We start from the raw sequence: 19,369 nt of genomic DNA on the forward strand, positions 1-19,369 counted from the left end.
TAAGGAGGTGCCAAAATGAAACTTCATGAATTAAAACCTGCAGAAGGAGCACGTCATGAGCGTAAGCGTAAAGGACGTGGTATCGGTTCTGGTAATGGTAAAACGGCTGGTAAAGGTCACAAAGGGCAAAATGCTCGTTCAGGCGGTGGCGTTCGTATGGGATTCGAAGGTGGTCAAACTCCTTTATACCGTCGTTTGCCTAAGCGTGGTTTTACTAATATCAATCGTAAAGAATTTGCAATTGTTAACCTTGAGGTTCTTAACCGCTTTGAAGAGGGTACAGAAGTTACACCAGAATTATTAATTGAAACAGGAGTTGTTTCAAATGAAAAGTCTGGTATCAAGATCCTTGCAAAAGGTAATATTGAGAAAAAACTTTCTGTTAAAGCTCATAAATTCTCTTCAGCAGCTAAAGATGCAATTGAAGCTGTTGGCGGTAGTACTGAGGTGATTTAATGTTTCAGACGATCTCCAATTTTATGCGCGTGGGTGATATAAGACGAAAGATCATATTCACCCTTTTAATGTTGATAGTCTTTCGCATCGGTACATTCGTTCCTGTACCGAATGTGAATGCTGAGTTTTTTGCGGTTCAAGATCAGTTAAGTGTGTTTGGTGTTTTAAATACATTTGCTGGCGGTGCACTCAATAATTTCTCAATACTTGCAATGGGTATTATGCCATATATTACAGCTTCCATTATCGTTCAATTATTACAAATGGATGTTGTACCAAAGTTTACAGAATGGGCAAAAGAGGGTGAAGTAGGAAGACGTAAATTGGCTCAATTTACTCGATACTTTACAATTGTACTTGGTTTTATTCAAGCATTGGCGATGTCATATGGTTTTAACAATTTGGCTGGTGGAACCTTAATCGAGAATCCTGGAGTGGGTACTTATCTAATCATTGCCGTTGTATTAACAGCTGGAACTGCATTTTTAATGTGGTTAGGTGAGGAAATCACCTCTAAAGGTGTTGGCAATGGGATTTCAATTATCATCTTTGCTGGGATTGTTGCAGGAGTTCCAACTACGATACAGCAAATATATGCACAACGGTTTGTAAATGCAGGAGATGATTTATTTATTAATATCATTACTGTACTATTAATTGTTATTGCGATTATTGCGATTGTTGTAGGTGTCATTTTTGTTCAACAAGCATTAAGAAAAATTCCAATTCAATATGCAAAACGTATGGCGGCAGGTCGTAATCCTGTTGGTGGTCAATCTACACACTTACCGTTAAAGGTAAATGCTGCAGGGGTCATTCCAGTTATCTTCGCTGTTTCGTTTATTGTAACTCCAAGAACGATTGCATCCTTCTTTGAACAAAATGATGTAACTCTTTGGATTCAAAGAGTATTTGATTATACGCATCCAATTGGTATGGTTGTTTATGCGATATTGATTATTGCTTTTACTTATTTCTATGCTTTTATTCAGGTAAATCCTGAACAAGTAGCAGAGAACTTACAAAAGCAAGGTGGATATATACCTGGTATTCGTCCTGGTATTAATACTCAAAAATATTTAACTCGTACCCTATACCGATTAACCTTTGTTGGCGCTATTTTCTTAACTGTGGTTGCTATTCTGCCAATTTTATTTACATCCATTGCTGGACTTCCACAATCAGCACAAATCGGTGGTACTAGTCTTTTGATTGTTATTGGTGTAGCGCTAGAAACCATGAAACAGTTGGAATCACAATTAGTAAAGCGTCATTATAAAGGATTTATTAAATAACTAAACTAATCGCCTTAATAGGTTGATCGTATAGTTAAGTAGGGGGAATACGAATGAATCTAGTATTAATGGGACTCCCTGGTGCTGGAAAAGGCACACAAGCAGAGAAAATCGTTGAAAAATACGGTATCCCTCATATTTCCACTGGGGATATGTTCCGTGCTGCAATTAAAGAAGGTACTGAACTAGGTTTACAAGCTAAATCCTTTATGGATAAAGGGGATTTAGTTCCAGATGAAGTGACAATTGGGATTGTACGTGAGAGATTGAGTAAGGATGATTGCAATAAAGGTTTCTTGCTCGATGGTTTTCCAAGAACGGTAGCTCAAGCAGAAGCACTTGAAAACATCCTTTCTGATTTGAATAAAAAGATAAATTTTGTTATAAACATTGATGTGGATAAAGAAATCCTTATGGAGCGTTTAACAGGCAGACGTATTTGTAAGTCTTGTGGTTCCACCTATCATCTTGTTTTTAACCCACCTGCTAATGTTGGTGTGTGTGATCGTTGTGGCGGTGAATTGTATCAACGTGCAGATGATAATTCAGAAACCGTACAAAACCGTTTAGAAGTAAACTTAAAGCAAACACAACCATTGCTTGATTTTTACGAAACGAAGGGCTATTTACGTAATATCAATGGGCAACAAGATATTCACAAAGTCTTTGACGATCTTGACCAATTACTTGGGAGCTTGAATGCATGATCCTCAAGTTTGCGCATCAACTAGGTGAACGTTTATCGAACATCTCCCACAAATTCAAGTCGTATACACAATCATTTGGCTTTTTACCAGCGCACGAAGTATGTGGGAATTAGATTCGGGAAAGACTTACATGAGGATAAGTTGCGCTCAGTTTAGGTAAAGCCTTAAAATAGATACTATTTGAAAAAAGAAGGGAGTAGTGTTCAGGTGGCGAAAGACGATGTAATCGAGATAGAGGGTACAGTTACTGAAACATTACCAAATGCTATGTTTAAAGTTGAACTAGAAAATGGTCACACCATTTTGGCTCATGTATCTGGGAAAATTAGAATGCATTTCATTCGTATTCTACCAGGTGATAAAGTAACTGTTGAACTTTCTCCATATGATTTAACTCGCGGAAGAATTACTTACCGTTTTAAATAAATCTCATTGCACTCCGTACTATTAAGGAGGTTAGGATAATGAAAGTAAGACCATCAGTAAAACCGATCTGCGAAAAATGTAAAGTTATTCGTAGAAAAGGCAAAGTTATGGTTATCTGCGAAAACCCTAAACATAAACAAAAACAAGGATAAATAGAAGGAGGTGCGCATATTTAATGGCACGTATTGCTGGTGTAGATATTCCACGTGAAAAACGTATTGTTATCTCTTTAACTTACATCTATGGAATTGGTAAAAAGACAGCTCAACAAGTTTTAGCTGAGGCTGGTGTTTCTGAAGATACTCGTGTTCGTGATTTAACTGAAGACGAATTAAATAAAATCCGTGACATCATTGACAAATTGAAAGTAGAAGGTGACCTTCGTCGTGAAGTTTCCCTTAACATCAAACGTCTAATGGAAATCGGTTGTTACCGCGGTCTTCGTCACCGTCGTGGTTTACCTGTTCGTGGACAAAATACTAAAAACAACGCTCGTACTCGTAAAGGTCCTCGTAAGACTGTTGCGAACAAGAAGAAATAATCGGTAAAGGAGGTTATATAAATGGCTCGTAAAACAAATACACGTAAACGTCGTGTGAAAAAGAATATAGAATCAGGAGTTGCACATATCCGTTCAACTTTTAACAATACAATTGTAACGATCACTGACGTACATGGGAACGCTCTTTCATGGTCAAGTGCAGGTGCTTTAGGATTTAAAGGTTCTCGTAAATCAACTCCATTCGCTGCACAAATGGCAGCAGAAACAGCTGCTAAGGCTTCAATGGAACATGGAATGAAAACTTTAGAAGTTACAGTAAAAGGACCTGGTGCTGGTCGTGAAGCAGCAATTCGTGCTCTTCAAGCAGCTGGTTTAGAAGTAACTGCAATTAAAGACGTTACACCTGTTCCTCATAATGGTTGCCGTCCACCAAAACGTCGTCGTGTGTAATTTTTCTGTATAGAATTTGTAACATTGTCTATAATGGGTTATGATACAAGTTATGATATATACGGAATAATTATCCAGTAATCTGACAATAGGAATGTATACTGGGGGAATTTCGGTTAAGACCTAGCCGAGGTTTCGACGTTTTGAAGGAGGGTATATTTTGATGATCGAAATAGAAAAACCAAAAATCGAAACGATTGAGATCAGCGATGATGTCAAGTACGGGAAGTTCGTCGTGGAACCACTTGAGCGTGGATATGGTACTACATTAGGTAACTCCTTACGTCGTATATTATTATCCTCACTCCCTGGCGCTGCTGTAACATCTATTCAAATTGATGGGGTTCTTCATGAATTCTCTACAATTGAAGGTGTAGTTGAAGATGTAACTACAATCATCTTGAACATTAAGAAAATGGCACTAAAAATCTATTCTGATGAAGAAAAGACTCTAGAAATTGATGTACAGGGTGAAGGTGTTGTAAGAGCATCCGATGTAACCCATGACAGTGATGTTGAAATTCTAAATCCAGATCTTCACATTGCAACACTCTCATCAAATGGTCATTTACGTATGCGACTCACTGCTCGACGCGGAAGAGGATATACTCCAGCAGATCAAAACAAAAGGGAAGACCAGCCGATTGGTGTCATTCCTATCGATTCTATTTATACTCCAGTTTCACGTGTTTCTTATCAAGTTGAAAATACCCGTGTTGGGCAATTAACAAACTTTGATAAGTTAACATTTGATGTTTGGACAGATGGCAGTACAGGTCCACAAGATGCAATTGCTCTTGGTGCAAAGATTTTAACAGAGCATTTAAATATCTTTGTTGGATTGACTGACGAAGCTCAACATGCTGAGATTATGGTTGAAAAAGAAGAAGATCAAAAAGAAAAAGTTCTTGAAATGACAATTGAAGAATTAGATCTTTCTGTTCGTTCTTATAACTGCCTAAAACGTGCGGGAATCAATACTGTTCAGGAATTAGCAAATAAAACTGAAGAAGATATGATGAAAGTACGAAACCTTGGTAGAAAATCTCTTGAAGAAGTAAAAAACAAACTAGAAGAACTCGGACTAGGCTTAAGAAAAGACGATTGATTCTTTTCACTACCTGGTTTACTAACTAACTTCAAAAAAGGAGGGAAACTTTCATGGGATACAGAAAGTTAGGACGTACTAGCTCACAACGTAAAGCAATGCTACGTGATTTAGCTACTGACTTAATTATTAATGAGCGCATTCAAACAACTGAAACTCGTGCGAAAGAATTACGCTCTGTAGTTGAAAAAATGATTACTTTAGGTAAACGTGGCGATCTTCATGCTCGTCGTCAAGCTGCAGCTTTTATTCGTAATGAAGTAGCAGATGTTGAAACGAACCAAGACGCACTACAAAAGCTATTCAGTGATATTGCACCACGTTACGAAGAACGTCAAGGCGGATATACTCGCATTATGAAAATGGGTCCTCGTCGTGGAGACGGAGCTCCAATGGTTATCATTGAGCTTGTATAATCGGACAGTAGTATGAAACAACAAGGGCATATGGACAGTTGTGTTCGATGCCCTTTTTTTAAAAACGTAGGGGAGAAGAGAATCTCTCAGCCAAAAAAGAGTGTTATGATGAGCATGTCCCCCATTATCCCTTCGATAAGTGGATGGTAATAATGTGCTTCATTATTTCCTGTGTTATTTAAATTCTAACACAGCGATGACATGTCTCGTTTAGCTCATGCGCCTTCTCACAATATTGCATTTTGTTGATGTGAGAAGGGCGCAGGCTTTTTTGCATTTTTTTCTTTTTCAGGAGTAAAGTATGGGAAAGTCGTAGTCCTTTGCTTATACAAGCGAGGTCATGATTTCTAATGCTAACTTTTCTTTTAGGGCAATGATATTGGGGCAATTCAAAGAAGTTAGCAGTTTACCAACTGTATAATTCGATCTGAATTCATTCAGTTCATAATAGGTAAATCGGCTATTCCGGTTGCTCACAATTTCAAAGCTCGCCAATTGGCGGGTATTTTTTTTAACAAGATATTGAATGCAAAGAGTTAAGAGCTCAATAGGTTAGTTAGATTATAGCCGAGGGGAGGACTAGCATGCAGAAGCCTCTAATACAAATACAAAATATAACCTACCAGTATGATGGACAATCAGCCCCTGCACTTGATGATGTTTCATTGGAAGTATATCATTCTGAATGGCTGGCCATTGTGGGTCATAATGGTTCAGGGAAATCGACATTGGCTAAGCTTTTAAATGGGATACAATTTCCACAACAGGGATCCATCCATGTTAATGGAATTCTATTAACTCATGACACAGTTTGGGACATTCGAAAACAGGTAGGGATGGTATTTCAAAATCCAGATAATCAATTTGTCGGAGCAACCGTACAGGATGATGTTGCTTTTGCGCTTGAGAATAATGGAATTCCAAGAGAAGAGATGGTCCCAAGAGTGGAATCTGCCCTTGAAAAAGTACAGATGGGGAGTTTCTTAAATTCAGAACCTTATAATCTTTCTGGTGGTCAAAAGCAAAGAGTTGCGATTGCGGGTGTTATCGCTCTGAGACCGCAAGTTATTATCTTAGATGAAGCGACATCCATGCTTGACCCACGTGGAAGGGAAGAAGTATTAAACACGGTAAGGGAATTAAAGGCTGATCATCAGATGACGGTTATTTCCATTACACATGATCTAGAAGAAGCCGCAAAGGCAGATCGAATTATTGTCATGAATAAAGGAAAGTTATACCGTGAAGGAACGCCAGAAGAAATTTTTCTATTGGATGAAGAATTGATTTCATTAGGGCTTGATATGCCTTTCCCTGTAAAAATGAGCAAACTATTAAAAGAAAAGGGCCTTAATCTTGAAAAGCCCTACTTAACAGAAGAAGAGTTGGTGGCAGAGTTATGGACATCTCACTTCAACAGGTAGAATTTCGTTATCAAGTAAATACTCCGTTTGAAAGACTTGCCTTACTAAATGTATCCTTTGATATTCCTGAGGGAACGTATCTTTCCATTATCGGACATACTGGTTCTGGGAAGTCGACTGTGCTTCAGCATTTAAATGCTTTATTACGACCAACAAAAGGGAAGGTCGTTATCGGTGACACAGAGATTAAGGCAGGAGTTAAACCAAAGGATTTAAAAAAGGTACGTCAGAAGGTAGGAATTGTCTTTCAATTCCCTGAACATCAGTTATTTGAGGAAACCGTTGAAAAGGATATTTGTTTCGGTCCCATGAACTTTGGAGTTTCAGAAGAGGAAGCTAAACGCAGGGCTAGGGAAGCGATAAAGCAGGTTGGATTACCTGAAGAACTCTTGCAGAAATCTCCATTTGATCTTTCTGGTGGGCAAATGAGACGGGTCGCCATTGCGGGTGTTCTAGCGATGGAACCTGACGTGATTGTATTAGATGAGCCGACAGCAGGTCTTGATCCAAGAGGTCGGAAAGAAATTATGAATATGTTTTATGGGCTTCATAAGGATAATGGTTTAACGACGATTCTCGTAACACATAGCATGGAGGATGCGGCTAGGTATGCCGATCAAATTGTCATTATGCATAAAGGCGAAGTCTACAAAAAAGGGACCCCAGAGGAAATTTTTGCTCATCCAGAAGGCTTAATAGAAATGGGATTAGATGTACCTGACGTCATTCGCTTTCAAATAAGGTTTGAAGAAGCTTTCCATACAAAATTAAATCGGATTTGCCTAACAACTGAACAGTTAGCAGAGGCTGTAGCTGAGAGCCTGAAAAGAGGTGTGCCAAAATGATGGATAAAATGATTTTAGGCCGCTATGTTCCAGTTGACTCACTACTACACCGAATGGATCCAAGATCAAAGTTAATCATCATCTTTTTATTTGTCATTATTGTATTTCTTGCAAATAATGTACTTACGTATGGGATTTTACTAGCCTATACTCTCTTGATGATTGCTTTTTCGAAAGTTCCATTTCGCTTTATTATTAATGGTCTTTTGCCTGTCTTATGGCTAGTACTCTTTACCTTGCTTATTCATCTGTTTTTTACTCGTGAAGGGGATGTCTTGGTAGAGTGGGGATGGTTTAAAATTCATGAAGAGGGCGTAAGGCAAGGGGTTTTTATTTCGTTACGGTTCTTTTTGTTGATTTTAGTAACATCCTTATTAACCTTGACGACAACACCGATTGAAATTACAGATGGAATTGAGTATCTGTTAGCACCACTGAAAAAAGTGAAATTTCCTGTTCACGAACTGGCTTTAATGATGTCTATTGCTCTGCGTTTTATTCCGACGCTTATGCAAGAAACAGATATTATAATGAAAGCTCAAAGTGCGCGTGGGGTTGAATTTACAAGTGGACCTATAAAGGATCGTCTCAAAGCTATCATTCCTCTTCTTATTCCTTTATTTATTAGTTCCTTTAAACGGGCCGAAGAATTGGCTGTGGCCATGGAGGCAAGAGGCTACCGCGGCGGTGAGGGAAGAACGAAATATCGTCAATTAAGTTGGGGTTTCTCCGACACCCTGATGATAATGTTACTACTGGCCGTAACGGTATTGCTAATTATATTTAGAACATAATGAGGTTTATAGATGCAGCGGTATAAATGTACGATAAGCTATGATGGTACTTTGTTTTCAGGTTATCAAATACAGCCAAATGCTAGAACTGTTCAGAGTGTAATGGAAGCAGCCTTAATGAAGATTCATAAGGGGCAAGCTGTTAAAGTTACAGCATCTGGTCGAACTGATGCGGGTGTACATGCGAAGGGGCAGGTGATTCACTTTGATTCGCCATTAATCATTCCAGATAATAAATGGCGAATGGCACTTCAAAGTCAATTACCAGAGGATATTTCTGTTATAAAGGTGGAGAAAATTCACCGATCTTTCCATGCCCGCTTTGATGCAAAAGGAAAAGAATATCGTTATTTTATAAAGCGAACAGCATTAAAAGATCCATTTTCGCGAAACTATCAATACCATTATTCTTATGAATTAGATAAGGATTCAATACAGGAGGCTGCCCATCATTTAATGGGAACTCATGACTTTACAAGTTTTTGCTCAGCGAAGACTGAAGTAGAGGATCGTATCCGAACCATCAAAGAGATTGAAATTGTTGAAGATGAAGACACACTCATGTTTCGATTCGTCGGCAATGGCTTTCTTTACAATATGGTACGAATTTTAGTCGGTACTCTTTTAGAAGTTGGAAGAGGACTCAGAAAACCAGAAGAAATGCTGGAAATCCTTCATGCAAAGGACCGCAATCAAGCTGGAAAAACAGCACCACCTCATGGTTTGTACTTGTGGAAAGTCCATTATGAGAGTGATTAAAGCTGAACTGCAAAGCTTTTTATAAAACAACTAAACCTGGTGTAACATTTTCTTGACATTGTGCACTGGAGGATTTATTATTATATGGTATGATTTTTAATCCCACGATAAGCCCCGGAACTTATTGTGATTAAATATGAGATTGAAATGAACGTAAGAAATTAAATTAATGAAATGCTAATTATAGGAGGGAAACTCATGCGTACAACATTTATGGCAAATGCCCAAAATATTGAGCGTAAATGGTACGTGATTGATGCTGAAGGCAAAACTTTAGGTCGTCTAGCTACTGAAGTTGCATCAATTCTACGTGGTAAACATAAACCAACTTACACACCACATGTTGACACTGGTGATCATGTTATTCTTTTAAATGCTTCTAAAATCCAATTAACAGGTAATAAATTACATGATAAAATTTACTATCGTCACACTGGACATCCAGGCGGTTTAAGACAAAGAACGGCTCTTGAAATGCGTACTAACTACCCTGAAAGAATGTTAGAACAAGCAATTAAAGGCATGCTTCCTAAGAACTCTCTTGGACGTCAAATTGGTAAAAAATTGCACGTATATGCTGGAAGCGAACATCCGCATCAAGCACAACAACCTGAAGTTTACGAACTTCGTGGATAATTTATAAAGGAGGTTATTATCTTGGCACAAGTTCAATATATCGGTACTGGTCGTCGTAAAAGTTCCGTTGCTCGTGTACGCTTAGTACCAGGCGATGGCAAAGTTATTATCAATGGTCGTGACGTTAACGACTATATCCCATTCGAAGCATTACGTGAGGTTGTAAGACAACCTTTAGTAGCTACTGAAACTCTTGGCAGCTATGATGTGCTTGTAAATGTTAATGGTGGTGGCTACACTGGTCAAGCTGGCGCAATTCGCCATGGTATCGCTCGTGCGTTACTTCAAGCTGATCCAGAATACCGTCCAACTTTAAAACGCGCTGGGTTCTTAACTCGTGACCCACGTATGAAAGAACGTAAGAAATACGGTCTTAAAGGCGCACGTAGAGCTCCTCAGTTCTCAAAGCGTTAATTATTATTACAAGGCTCTTTTCACTTTATGTGGAAAGAGCCTTTTTTATGTTTATAATGAAACATAATGAATCCTATAAATTGAGGGAGTTATAAAATGGATATTCTACACCTTAAATATTTTGTGGAAGTCGCCAAACAAAGAAATTTTACAAAAGCCTCACAAATTTTACTTGTTTCACAGCCATCTATTAGTAAGATGATCAAGAGTCTTGAAGAGGAATTGAATGTCACATTATTAGATCGTTCAGAGAGGCAAATTAAATTAACGGATGCTGGAGTCCTTGTTTATGAACAAGCGGTAAAAATTTTGCAATCAGTCGAAGATGTTTATAGTTCTATCAATGAACTGGTTCAAGTTAAAAAAGGAACAATCAAGTTAGGGCTCATGCCGACAACGGGAGTATTACTTTTTCCTAATGTACTTGCTGGATTTAAGATGGAGTATCCAGAAATCGAAATCAAAATGCTCGAATATAGTGCTAAACAACTAAACCATATGGTTGAACAAGGTGAAATCGACTTAGGAATAACCGTCCGTCCGGCTAATTCTCAGCTTTTTGAAACGCTTCCCTTGTTATCTGAAGAACTAGTGGTCCTTGTTGACCGTGACCATGAACTCGTCGATCGAGAGGCTGTACGTTTGTCAGATTTAAAAGACGAGTCCTTTATCCTCTTAACCGAGGACTATGTCCTTCATGATGTTGTCACACAGGCATGTATGCAGTCAGGATTCCAGCCAATTGTTACTTATAAAAGCTCAATGTGGGATTTAATCGGTGAAATGGTAGCAAGCAAAATAGGCATTTCGTTAATTCCTAGATCGATGGTTAGCCGATTTAACAATCGGAAGATTCATGCGATTTCTATTTCCGAACCCCTTATTGAGTGGGAGTTAGTGCTCATTTATCGAAAGAATAAATATCTTTCCTTTGCAGCACGGGAGTTCATTCAGTATATACAGTTAAAGTTACTATAACTTTTGTGCATAGTATTTATAGTTTATATATATTTTACGAATTAAAATACCATGAGTAGAATGAATACAAATGATTCATTCTTTTTTGAAAACGTAATTCATGGGGGCTTTCACTATGTTAAATATTAAAATAGAATTTACTGCAAATAAAAAAGAGAAACCTGCTGCTAACAAACTAGGGTTTGGAAATTTTTTCACTGATCATATGTTTATCGTAGATTATACAGAAGGAAAAGGCTGGTATGACCCGCGCATTATTCCGTATCAATCCATTTCCTTAGACCCAGCGGCAAAAGTGTTCCATTATGGTCAAACGGTATTTGAGGGATTAAAGGCGTATATAACAAAAGAAAATCAAGTCCAATTATTTCGACCAGAAAGTAACTTTAAACGCTTGAATTCATCAAATGATCGCTTATGCATTCCAGTAATTAATGAAGCTCTTGCATTAGAAGCTCTTAAGAAATTAATTGCTGTAGATCGTGAATGGATTCCGAATGAACCAGGAACCTCTTTATATATTCGTCCATTTATCATCGCCACAGATCCGTGCTTAGGGGTGGCTTCTTCGAAGAGTTTCCAATTTATTATGATTATGTGTCCAGTAGGTTCTTATTATAAAGAAGGAATTTTACCAGTTAAAATTCTAGTTGAGGAGCATTATGTTCGTGCTGTCCCTGGAGGAACGGGGGGAGCGAAAACAGCCGGTAACTATGCTTCAAGCTTGAAAGGACAAGAGCTAGCGAATAAGGGTGGATATTCTCAAACATTATGGTTAGATGGGAAAGAAAATCGTTACGTGGAAGAGGTGGGGAGTATGAACATCTTTTTCAAAATAAATGGAACGATCGTAACCCCTGAGTTAAACGGCAGTATTCTAGCAGGCATAACACGAGATTCGATGATTCAATTGTTGCAATCAAAAAATATCCCAATCGAGGAGCGTCGCATTTCTATTGATGAGGTTGTAGACGCTTATCATAAGGGAACACTTCAAGAAGCGTTTGGCACAGGAACAGCAGCAGTCATTTCACCAATTGGTGAATTAAAATGGAAGAACGAAAAAATCCTCATTAACCAAGGAGAAATGGGAGAAGTAACTCAAATGCTTTATGAAACATTAACTGGCATTCAATATGGTACAGTAGAAGATTCATTTGGTTGGACCGTCAAATTATAAACTTTAGTGCTCTTTTCACTTTATGTGGAGAGGGTATTTTTATATCTCAGAAATTATTTGTGATTGTTATGTACCATTTAAATCATCAGTCTGTTAGTATTTGGAAAATAGAAAATGTTTAAATATTGTAAAAATTATTCCAAAATAAGGTTAAAATGCTTTATAATATATGCATGTTAAAAATGGTTGTAATAAAGTCTGAAAATGATATTCGCATTGCGATTAATTCTATTCGTTTATTGGCTAAGTCTCTTGATTTTTCTAATGTGGACATGCAAAAGATCATTGTTGCGGTGTCAGAGCTTACCCAAAATATTTTAGACCACTCTGGTACAATTGGAATTGTAAAGTTTGAAGCCATTGGGACAAGAGGGATTAGGATCGTGGTTGAGGATCGAGGCAAAGGGATTGACCAATTGGAACGAATTTTGCAGGGGCATAAGGTTTATTCTCAAAAAGGTCTTGGACTTGGCTTGTTAGGGGCTAAGAGATTAATGGATGAATTCACCATAGATACTTCTAAAGAAGGGACGAAGATCATTGCAGTTAAATGGAAAGGGAAAAAATTCGGATGATATTACACTGGATCGATTAGCAGCAGTCGGGCAAATAGCAGCAGGCATTGCCCACGAAGTTAGAAATCCCCTAACAGCTGTAAAAGGTTTTCTTGATTTATTAAAGGAGGAAAATCCTCATGATTACATAGACATTGCAGTAGAAGAGTTGGAACGTGCGTTATTAACGATGCAGAATCTACTCAATGTGTCTAAACCAGATCTCGATGAGGAACGTTTTTCATTAATTAGCCTCACGGCTGAACTCGAATCTATTCTTTATCTTTTTCAAAATCAAACCTATCATGTCACGATCGAAAAGTATTTTAGAGACACACAAATAAAAATTTACGGAAAACGAAATCAATTAAAAAAGGCTTTGTTTAATTTGATCAAAAATGCCTTTGAAGCCATGCCTGAAAAAGGAACTTTGACTGTAAAACACTATCGGACGGAAGGGAAAATAATTGTGTCTATTGAGGATACAGGGATTGGAATACCAAAGGAAAAATTAAATTTACTTGGTACCCCCTTTTTTACTTCAAAAGAAACAGGTACAGGAATGGGGCTAACACAAGTCTTTTCAACGGTTTATGATCATCAAGGGAAATTACAGGTAGACAGCGTGGTTGGGAAGGGAACACAGTTTTTGATTGAGTTTCCAATACAAGAAATGAGAGAAATAGGAGTGGTAAAGTTGAATTTAATTTATCAGGAAAACCAATCATTCACTGAATTTTATGAAGCCAATAAAGAAATGTTTATGAAACAACTGTTAGAGAATGGCAGAAGCTTGTTTGATAGTATTGCTGAGATTGAAAGTAGCAGTATTAATGAAGAATACATATTACAATCAGCTCAAAAGGTGATTTCTTATTTAAATGATGATGATGAATTTGGCCTTATTCTCCATGCAAAAGAGCATGGAAGAACATGGGCTGAGATGGAGCTTGAGTTAATTCTCAAACTGGATTGGATTCAAACGATACGAAAAACTTACTGGGATTATCTCTACAATTATTACGAGCATCTTGAGATATCAAAGAAAGAAATTTTTGAGGTAGAGAGAAAGGTTAATTTTACGCTCGACTCTTTTATCAAACATTTCTCAGCAAGCTATTCAGAATATAATGCCTATCTGATTTCTGCACAAAATGAATTGATTGATGATTTAAATGTTCCAGTTATTCCGCTATCACCGGAAATTGCCATTTTACCGATCATTGGGATGGTTGACACGAAACGTGCAAAAAATATTCAGTACAAGGTTTTAGAAGAAATCTATAAACAGAATCTAAAGTTTATTGTTTTAGATTTATCAGGTGTATCTTATATGGATACAGCGGTACTGACACACTTGTTTAATATTGTTAATGGAATTCGTATCCAAGGGTGTAAGACTGTCTTAACAGGAGTAAGACCTGAGATTACGAATACCATCGTTGAACTTGGAATTGAATTAAATGGGAAAGTCGAAACAAAGGGCACCCTACAGCAAGCGATTAAGGATTTAAATTTAGTTTAATCGGTTATATAACCCAGTCCCACTATTGGAACTGGGTCTATTTTATTCTCTAACCCCACAGAAATTGGCAACGAAAGCATTTATTTTTGTGAATGTCTTTTGCCGATAGTAAAAGACTAATCTCTAAAGAGGTGAAATATGAAGTGAATGTCATTACAACCTTTGTAGAGAAAAGACGGGAGAAACAGATTAAATATGAAAAGTCTGTTCTCCGCGAAATTTCTGTTAAAACTTTAAAAGAAAGAGTACAGCACTATTTTGGGGCTTCTCGTTTTACCCAAAGCGTGATTATGCATAATGGAATTGAAGAGGCCTGTTATGATGTTGCCATTGAGGCCTATCTACTTGGTGCTAATATGAGCCGTTTTGGTTATTATGGAGAAGAAGCAAACGATGTTAAAATGCGTTGTAAATCAGAAGAAAAACATTTAATTGATACACTGTATAACTTTTTATTGTACTGGGGAAGTGGTCAAGAGGGGGTCCTGAGTGAATCCCTGTATTCACAGTGTGAACAATATGTCAATAGCTGGTGGTTAGACGGCTTTTATAAAGGCGAAAGAAGAATTAAATTGAAACTACACTAACCAGATTTTCTAGTTCTATCTTTCCTCCTTGTCCCATATATTTATTGCGAGGACAAGCGGAGGGATTGATGGGAAGGCATGAATAAAAAGTGGAAAGTCAGTATATTTACCATTGGACTTATTGTCCTGTTTTTCATTTTACAATACGATTTTTCCGAGAATGATACATGGAAGGATTGGAACCTTCCACTATCTGGAAAGGTCATACTAGTCGATCCAGGCCATGGTGGACCTGACGGTGGTGCTGGCGACCAAAGCGCACTAGAAAAGGATATTGCGTTAAACGTATCTCTTAAATTAAGGGAATATTTGCAGGAGCAAGGTGCCTTAGTTATTATGACACGGGAAAGCGATGTCGATTTAGCGGATGAAGGCACGAAAGGATATAGCAGAAGGAAAGTACAGGATTTAAAAAAGAGACTAGAGTTGATCAATAACCAAGATATCGACTTCTTTGTCAGTATTCATTTGAATTCCATTCCGTCAGCAAAATGGAGCGGAGCACAAACCTTTTATGCACCACAGTTTGATGAAAATGAAAGAGCAGCGAAGTTTATCCAAGATGAATTAATTGAAAACCTAGAAAACACAAATCGAAAGGCTAAACCAATTAACCATGTTTATATTTTGGACAATGCTAAAAAGCCTGGAGTCTTAGTTGAGGTCGGATTTTTATCCAACCCAACTGAAAGAGCAAATTTGAAAAAGGATGATTATCAAGAGAAACTTGCCGCATCCATTTATAATGGAATTATGCGTTATTATACAAATGAAAAGGAATTAACAGTACCTGAATAAGGCTCGTGCCTATTTGGGTATTTTTTGTATATAGAAGGTAAACTGTGATTCAGATTATAGCGAATAATCTCTACTATGTTATACTGTTATGGAGGAAAACATATAGAAGGTGGGTAAATGATGATTACTGTTGAAAAAGTCAAAGATACGCTAAACTCTATGAAAGAACCATTCTTGCATGTAACTTTAGAAGAGTTACATGCAATTGAAGAGATAAAAGTTAAGGAAGAGAAAAATCACGTCAGTGTTAAGATAGCGATTACAAAGACGGGTACTTCTGAACAAATGCAGCTTCAAACACAAATCGTAAATGCTTTAAAAGAAGCCGGCGCTGATACTGTTGGAATTCGCTTTAGTGAACTTCCATCTGAAACCGTTGACAAATATCGTTCTGAAGGAAATGAGGAGGACAAAGGTCTTCTTTCTCCAAACAGCAAGACAACCTTTATTGCGATTGCCAGTGGTAAAGGGGGCGTCGGGAAATCAACGGTATCTGTAAATTTAGCGGTATCATTAGCAAGACTAGGTAAAAAGGTAGGCCTTGTTGATGCAGATATTTATGGATTCAGTGTTCCTGATATGATGGGAATTACGGATCGCCCAACTGTTAAAGGACAGCGATTAATCCCAGTTGATCGATTTGGCGTTAAAGTCATCTCAATGGGCTTTTTTGTTGAAGATAATGCTCCAATCATTTGGCGTGGACCAATGCTTGGAAAAGTACTCAACCAATTTTTCAAAGATGTTGACTGGGGAGAGTTAGATTATTTACTATTAGACTTACCTCCAGGTACTGGGGATGTCGCTTTGGACATTCATAATATGTTACCGGCTACAAAGGAAATTATCGTTACGACTCCTCATCCAACAGCTGCTTTTGTTGCGGCAAGAGCAGGAGCAATGGCGTTAAAAACAGATCATGAGATACTAGGTGTCATTGAGAATATGTCCTATTTCGAAAGTAAAGTGACAGGCGAAAAGGAATATGTATTTGGTCAAGGAGGCGGCGAAAAGCTTGCAGATTCCTTACAGACGAAGATACTTGGAAAGCTGCCATTAGGTCAGCCTGATATGAATGAAGAGGACTTCTCACCGTCCGTTTATCAAGAAGACCATCCAATTGGAAAAATTTACACAGAAATTGCTCAAAGGGTAATTAATGATATTCAATAATAAAAAGGCCTTCCCAAGTGGGACAGGCCTTTTTATTGTCTAGCTTTAGCGCCTTCTCGAAGTCATAAGTTTGTTCTTAGGGATTCAGCCCGAGAGAATGGTTCAATTTTTTAGCGGGGGCGAGCATCAAGGAAATGCTTCCTTAAGTCTGCTTCTCAGGAAAAAAGGTTATTTGTTCCGAAGGCGCTCGTACTTTCACTTTATTCTTCTTTTTTCTTCTCCTCGTCTGCTTTTGTTTCTGCAGCTTTTAATAATAATTCTTGAATTTTTGTCTGATATAAAGGACTTTCAAGGGTTTCGCTAATGACACTTTTTAAGTGATCACGATATTCATTACTCTTAAGAACATTGGTTAAATCATGAACAAGTTCTGGGTCTTTCATAACTTCTAAAAGTTTTGCTCGATATTCTGGGTCATTCATTAACGACTTTAACAGTCGTTCATGTTCTTGTTGCATACTTTGAGCCATTTTTTCAGCGAAGCTAGGATCTTCAAAGTTCTTCTTCCAGAACTCAGTTCCTTTTTCGCTCGTTAATGTTGCTTGAATGGTATCCGTTACAACTGTTTGATCCATTATAAGCTGTTGTCTCAGCTTTTCATCTGACATCACATCTTGTATGGCTTTCTTACCCTCATCGGTTTTTAAAATATCAACAACCATTTTCTTTGTTTCTTCATAATCTAACTCTCTTGAAACTTCTTGTTGCCCGCAGCTTGTTGTGATAAAAGCACCAAAAAGAATGAAAAACAAAATCAAAGTATTTCTCATTTTATGAACTCCTCTCAGAGTATTTCCTACTCTTTAGGATGAATATATTGAGATAATATTATTCATCCTGAATCGTTAGCCTAGATTTTTCTATATTAGGCTGATACAATCGAGTAAACAGAACATTTTGATAATGGGGGATACAATTGTGACAAGTCGGAATGTAGTAAAATTATTTTTCACTACACTATTAATTGGGGGATTTGTAACAGGAATTACGGGGTTTGTCGTTCGCTGGGAAGAGTTTAGTTCTTATTTTACGAATATTGAGTTATTATCAATTGTTTCAACATTTTTTTGGTTATTTTGTTTTGGTTTTATTTTTAGTCTAGTCAGCCAAGTTGCCTTTTTTGCTTATCTAACCGTGCATCGTTTTGGTCTAGGTATTTTCAGGTCATTTTGGAGCAGTGTGCAAGTTGTATTAATCGCATTTGCATTATTTGATTTAGTGTATTTTCGCTATAAAGCCTTTGCTCAAAGCGGAGACAGTGTTGTTCCATATATATTCCCAGCTATTATGCTTTTGGTTATTGGTCTGTTTATTGGTTTTTTAAAAGCAAAACAAACGAACAAAGCAGCGTTTATTCCTGCAGTATTTTTTATGACAGTTGTCACCATTATTGAGTGGGCGCCTATCTTACGTTTGAATGACGACAACTGGACGTATTTGATGATCTTTCCATTATTAGCATGTAATATATATCAATTGCTGATTCTTCACAAGCTTAATGAAGACTCGATTAAAGAAAAAAGCACAAAAATAGAAAATCCGGCCTAAAGAGGACCGGATTTATTTTGTATAGATGCAAGAGAGGATCATTTAATTTCTTCTGTTTTTGTTTTCGCATTGCTGATCAGTTCAGATACGGTAACAAGTTTAAGATTTTTCTTTTTAATATCTTCTAAGATCAAGGGCAAAGCCTTATTGGTTTGTTTCGCTGCATCTGAGGCATGAAGAAGAACAATATCTCCTTTTTTAGCTTGAGCAACGTTTTCTCTTATTTTTTCAGTCCCAGGATTTGTCCAATCCTTTGAGTCAATGCTCCAATGAACTACGGTATAGCCATATTTTTGAGCGATGTCTAAAGTTTTTTGATCAAAATGACCTGTTGGTGCTCGTAGAAGTTGAATATTTTTAATTCCTAGCTTGCTAAAAGCTGTTTGCGCAAGGGAAATATCTTTCCTTACCTTTTCAGCTTCTAGTTCTGAATAATCCTTGTATTCATAGCCGAGCATCCCAACTTCATATCCTTCTTTAACAATTCTTTCAACAAGTTCAGGATGACGTTCAGCCCACGAACCTGAAAGGAAAAACGTAGCTGATTTAACCCCGTGTTCTTTTAATGTATCGAGTATAGGCTCAGCCTTTTCATCCCCCCATCCAATATTGAATGTCAGAGCGATATCCTTCTCCCCCTTATAAACAGCCTTTGGACCTTCCTCAGTTGAAAAAACAGGGACTTGTACAGCATTTCCTAAAAAGAAAAACCATGCGGTAAAAAATGAAGCTATTCCAATGATTAAAATTTGTTTAATCGTCTTTCCGTTTAATACATAAAAAAAGTTCATCTA

General features: G+C 37.5%; 25 protein-coding genes. 23 read left to right on the forward strand and 2 right to left on the reverse strand.

Translation table 11 applies throughout. The features are described 5' to 3' along the window. The first annotated feature begins 15 nt into the window (after nt 1–15). The 22 genes from rplO (at nt 16) to Q5760_RS00880 (ending at nt 17,027) form a co-directional block, all read left to right on the forward strand. Nucleotides 16–456 (forward strand): 50S ribosomal protein L15, encoded by a 441-nt coding sequence (gene rplO / locus Q5760_RS00775; protein WP_428910407.1) that lies wholly within the window; start codon nt 16–18, stop codon nt 454–456. Beyond that, nucleotides 456–1,751 (forward strand): preprotein translocase subunit SecY, encoded by a 1,296-nt coding sequence (secY, locus tag Q5760_RS00780; protein WP_428910408.1) that lies wholly within the window; start codon nt 456–458, stop codon nt 1,749–1,751. Before rplO ends, secY begins: the two co-directional genes overlap by 1 nt. A 53-nt stretch (nt 1,752–1,804) precedes the next feature. Next, complete coding sequence (locus Q5760_RS00785; RefSeq protein ID WP_428910409.1) at nt 1,805–2,458, forward strand: adenylate kinase; 654 nt, start codon at nt 1,805–1,807, stop codon at nt 2,456–2,458. A gap of 207 nt (nt 2,459–2,665) precedes the next feature. Next, complete coding sequence (gene infA, locus Q5760_RS00790; protein ID WP_019244399.1) at nt 2,666–2,884, forward strand: translation initiation factor IF-1; 219 nt, start codon at nt 2,666–2,668, stop codon at nt 2,882–2,884. Between the two features lie 38 nt (nt 2,885–2,922). Further along, entirely contained in the window at nt 2,923–3,036 is a 114-nt protein-coding gene (gene rpmJ, locus Q5760_RS00795; protein WP_003156543.1) for a 50S ribosomal protein L36, read from the forward strand. Between the two features lie 23 nt (nt 3,037–3,059). Further along, on the forward strand, nt 3,060–3,425 hold the full coding sequence (rpsM, locus tag Q5760_RS00800; protein ID WP_428910410.1) for a 30S ribosomal protein S13: 366 nt from the start codon (nt 3,060–3,062) through the stop codon (nt 3,423–3,425). Between the two features lie 21 nt (nt 3,426–3,446). After that, nucleotides 3,447–3,836 carry a 30S ribosomal protein S11 gene (rpsK, locus tag Q5760_RS00805; RefSeq protein ID WP_150441760.1) on the forward strand — a complete coding sequence of 130 codons (390 nt, stop codon included), beginning with the start codon at nt 3,447–3,449 and terminating at the stop codon, nt 3,834–3,836. A gap of 163 nt (nt 3,837–3,999) precedes the next feature. Beyond that, complete coding sequence (locus tag Q5760_RS00810) at nt 4,000–4,944, forward strand: DNA-directed RNA polymerase subunit alpha (RefSeq protein ID WP_428910411.1); 945 nt, start codon at nt 4,000–4,002, stop codon at nt 4,942–4,944. Between the two features lie 53 nt (nt 4,945–4,997). Beyond that, nucleotides 4,998–5,360 (forward strand): 50S ribosomal protein L17, encoded by a 363-nt coding sequence (rplQ, locus tag Q5760_RS00815; RefSeq protein WP_428910412.1) that lies wholly within the window; start codon nt 4,998–5,000, stop codon nt 5,358–5,360. Nucleotides 5,361–5,944: 584 nt separating this feature from the next. After that, the gene (locus tag Q5760_RS00820; RefSeq protein ID WP_428910413.1) at nt 5,945–6,784 is read left to right on the forward strand and encodes an energy-coupling factor ABC transporter ATP-binding protein; all 840 of its coding nucleotides are present in this window, start codon (nt 5,945–5,947) and stop codon (nt 6,782–6,784) included. Continuing rightward, nucleotides 6,760–7,629, forward strand: a complete 870-nt coding sequence (locus Q5760_RS00825) for an energy-coupling factor ABC transporter ATP-binding protein (protein WP_428910414.1) — start codon at nt 6,760–6,762, stop codon at nt 7,627–7,629. The genes Q5760_RS00820 and Q5760_RS00825 overlap by 25 nt, the downstream gene beginning before the upstream one ends. After that, nucleotides 7,626–8,423 (forward strand): energy-coupling factor transporter transmembrane component T family protein, encoded by a 798-nt coding sequence (locus Q5760_RS00830; RefSeq protein WP_428910415.1) that lies wholly within the window; start codon nt 7,626–7,628, stop codon nt 8,421–8,423. Before Q5760_RS00825 ends, Q5760_RS00830 begins: the two co-directional genes overlap by 4 nt. 12 nt (nt 8,424–8,435) lie before the next feature. Next, nucleotides 8,436–9,182, forward strand: coding sequence for a tRNA pseudouridine(38-40) synthase TruA (gene truA / locus Q5760_RS00835; RefSeq protein ID WP_428910416.1), 747 nt, complete (start codon nt 8,436–8,438; stop codon nt 9,180–9,182). A 198-nt stretch (nt 9,183–9,380) separates the two neighbouring features. Beyond that, nucleotides 9,381–9,818 (forward strand): 50S ribosomal protein L13, encoded by a 438-nt coding sequence (gene rplM / locus Q5760_RS00840; protein WP_428910417.1) that lies wholly within the window; start codon nt 9,381–9,383, stop codon nt 9,816–9,818. A 21-nt stretch (nt 9,819–9,839) separates the two neighbouring features. After that, nucleotides 9,840–10,232 (forward strand): 30S ribosomal protein S9, encoded by a 393-nt coding sequence (gene rpsI, locus Q5760_RS00845; RefSeq protein WP_428910418.1) that lies wholly within the window; start codon nt 9,840–9,842, stop codon nt 10,230–10,232. A 96-nt stretch (nt 10,233–10,328) separates the two neighbouring features. Then, nucleotides 10,329–11,210 carry a LysR family transcriptional regulator gene (locus tag Q5760_RS00850; RefSeq protein ID WP_428910419.1) on the forward strand — a complete coding sequence of 294 codons (882 nt, stop codon included), beginning with the start codon at nt 10,329–10,331 and terminating at the stop codon, nt 11,208–11,210. A gap of 115 nt (nt 11,211–11,325) precedes the next feature. Continuing rightward, nucleotides 11,326–12,390, forward strand: a complete 1,065-nt coding sequence (locus Q5760_RS00855) for a branched-chain amino acid aminotransferase (protein WP_428910420.1) — start codon at nt 11,326–11,328, stop codon at nt 12,388–12,390. A 182-nt stretch (nt 12,391–12,572) separates the two neighbouring features. Beyond that, entirely contained in the window at nt 12,573–12,965 is a 393-nt protein-coding gene (locus tag Q5760_RS00860) for an ATP-binding protein (RefSeq protein ID WP_428910421.1), read from the forward strand. Then, nucleotides 12,931–14,469 carry an ATP-binding protein gene (locus Q5760_RS00865; RefSeq protein ID WP_428910422.1) on the forward strand — a complete coding sequence of 513 codons (1,539 nt, stop codon included), beginning with the start codon at nt 12,931–12,933 and terminating at the stop codon, nt 14,467–14,469. Before Q5760_RS00860 ends, Q5760_RS00865 begins: the two co-directional genes overlap by 35 nt. A gap of 143 nt (nt 14,470–14,612) precedes the next feature. Then, nucleotides 14,613–15,056, forward strand: coding sequence for a YbaK family protein (locus tag Q5760_RS00870; protein ID WP_428910423.1), 444 nt, complete (start codon nt 14,613–14,615; stop codon nt 15,054–15,056). Between the two features lie 78 nt (nt 15,057–15,134). Then, nucleotides 15,135–15,854, forward strand: a complete 720-nt coding sequence (cwlD, locus tag Q5760_RS00875) for an N-acetylmuramoyl-L-alanine amidase CwlD (RefSeq protein WP_428910424.1) — start codon at nt 15,135–15,137, stop codon at nt 15,852–15,854. A gap of 120 nt (nt 15,855–15,974) precedes the next feature. Further along, nucleotides 15,975–17,027, forward strand: a complete 1,053-nt coding sequence (locus tag Q5760_RS00880; RefSeq protein ID WP_428910425.1) for an Mrp/NBP35 family ATP-binding protein — start codon at nt 15,975–15,977, stop codon at nt 17,025–17,027. Nucleotides 17,028–17,227: 200 nt separating this feature from the next. Here Q5760_RS00880 and gerD read toward each other — a convergent pair whose 3' ends face one another. After that, on the reverse strand, nt 17,228–17,797 hold the full coding sequence (gene gerD / locus Q5760_RS00885; protein ID WP_428910426.1) for a spore germination lipoprotein GerD: 570 nt from the start codon (nt 17,795–17,797) through the stop codon (nt 17,228–17,230). Nucleotides 17,798–17,945: 148 nt separating this feature from the next. Between gerD and Q5760_RS00890 the strand changes: the two genes are divergently transcribed. Continuing rightward, entirely contained in the window at nt 17,946–18,575 is a 630-nt protein-coding gene (locus Q5760_RS00890) for a KinB-signaling pathway activation protein (protein ID WP_428910427.1), read from the forward strand. 38 nt (nt 18,576–18,613) lie between these two features. Here the strand turns inward: Q5760_RS00890 and pdaB are convergent, their stop codons facing one another. After that, a complete protein-coding gene (pdaB, locus tag Q5760_RS00895) occupies nt 18,614–19,366 on the reverse strand; it encodes a polysaccharide deacetylase family sporulation protein PdaB (RefSeq protein WP_428910428.1) in 753 nt (250 codons plus the stop codon). Between the last annotated feature and the right edge of the window lie 3 nt (nt 19,367–19,369).

Source organism: Niallia sp. Kr1, from assembly GCF_050389805.1.
In the GTDB taxonomy this organism is placed as follows: domain Bacteria; phylum Bacillota; class Bacilli; order Bacillales; family Cytobacillaceae; genus Bacillus_BD.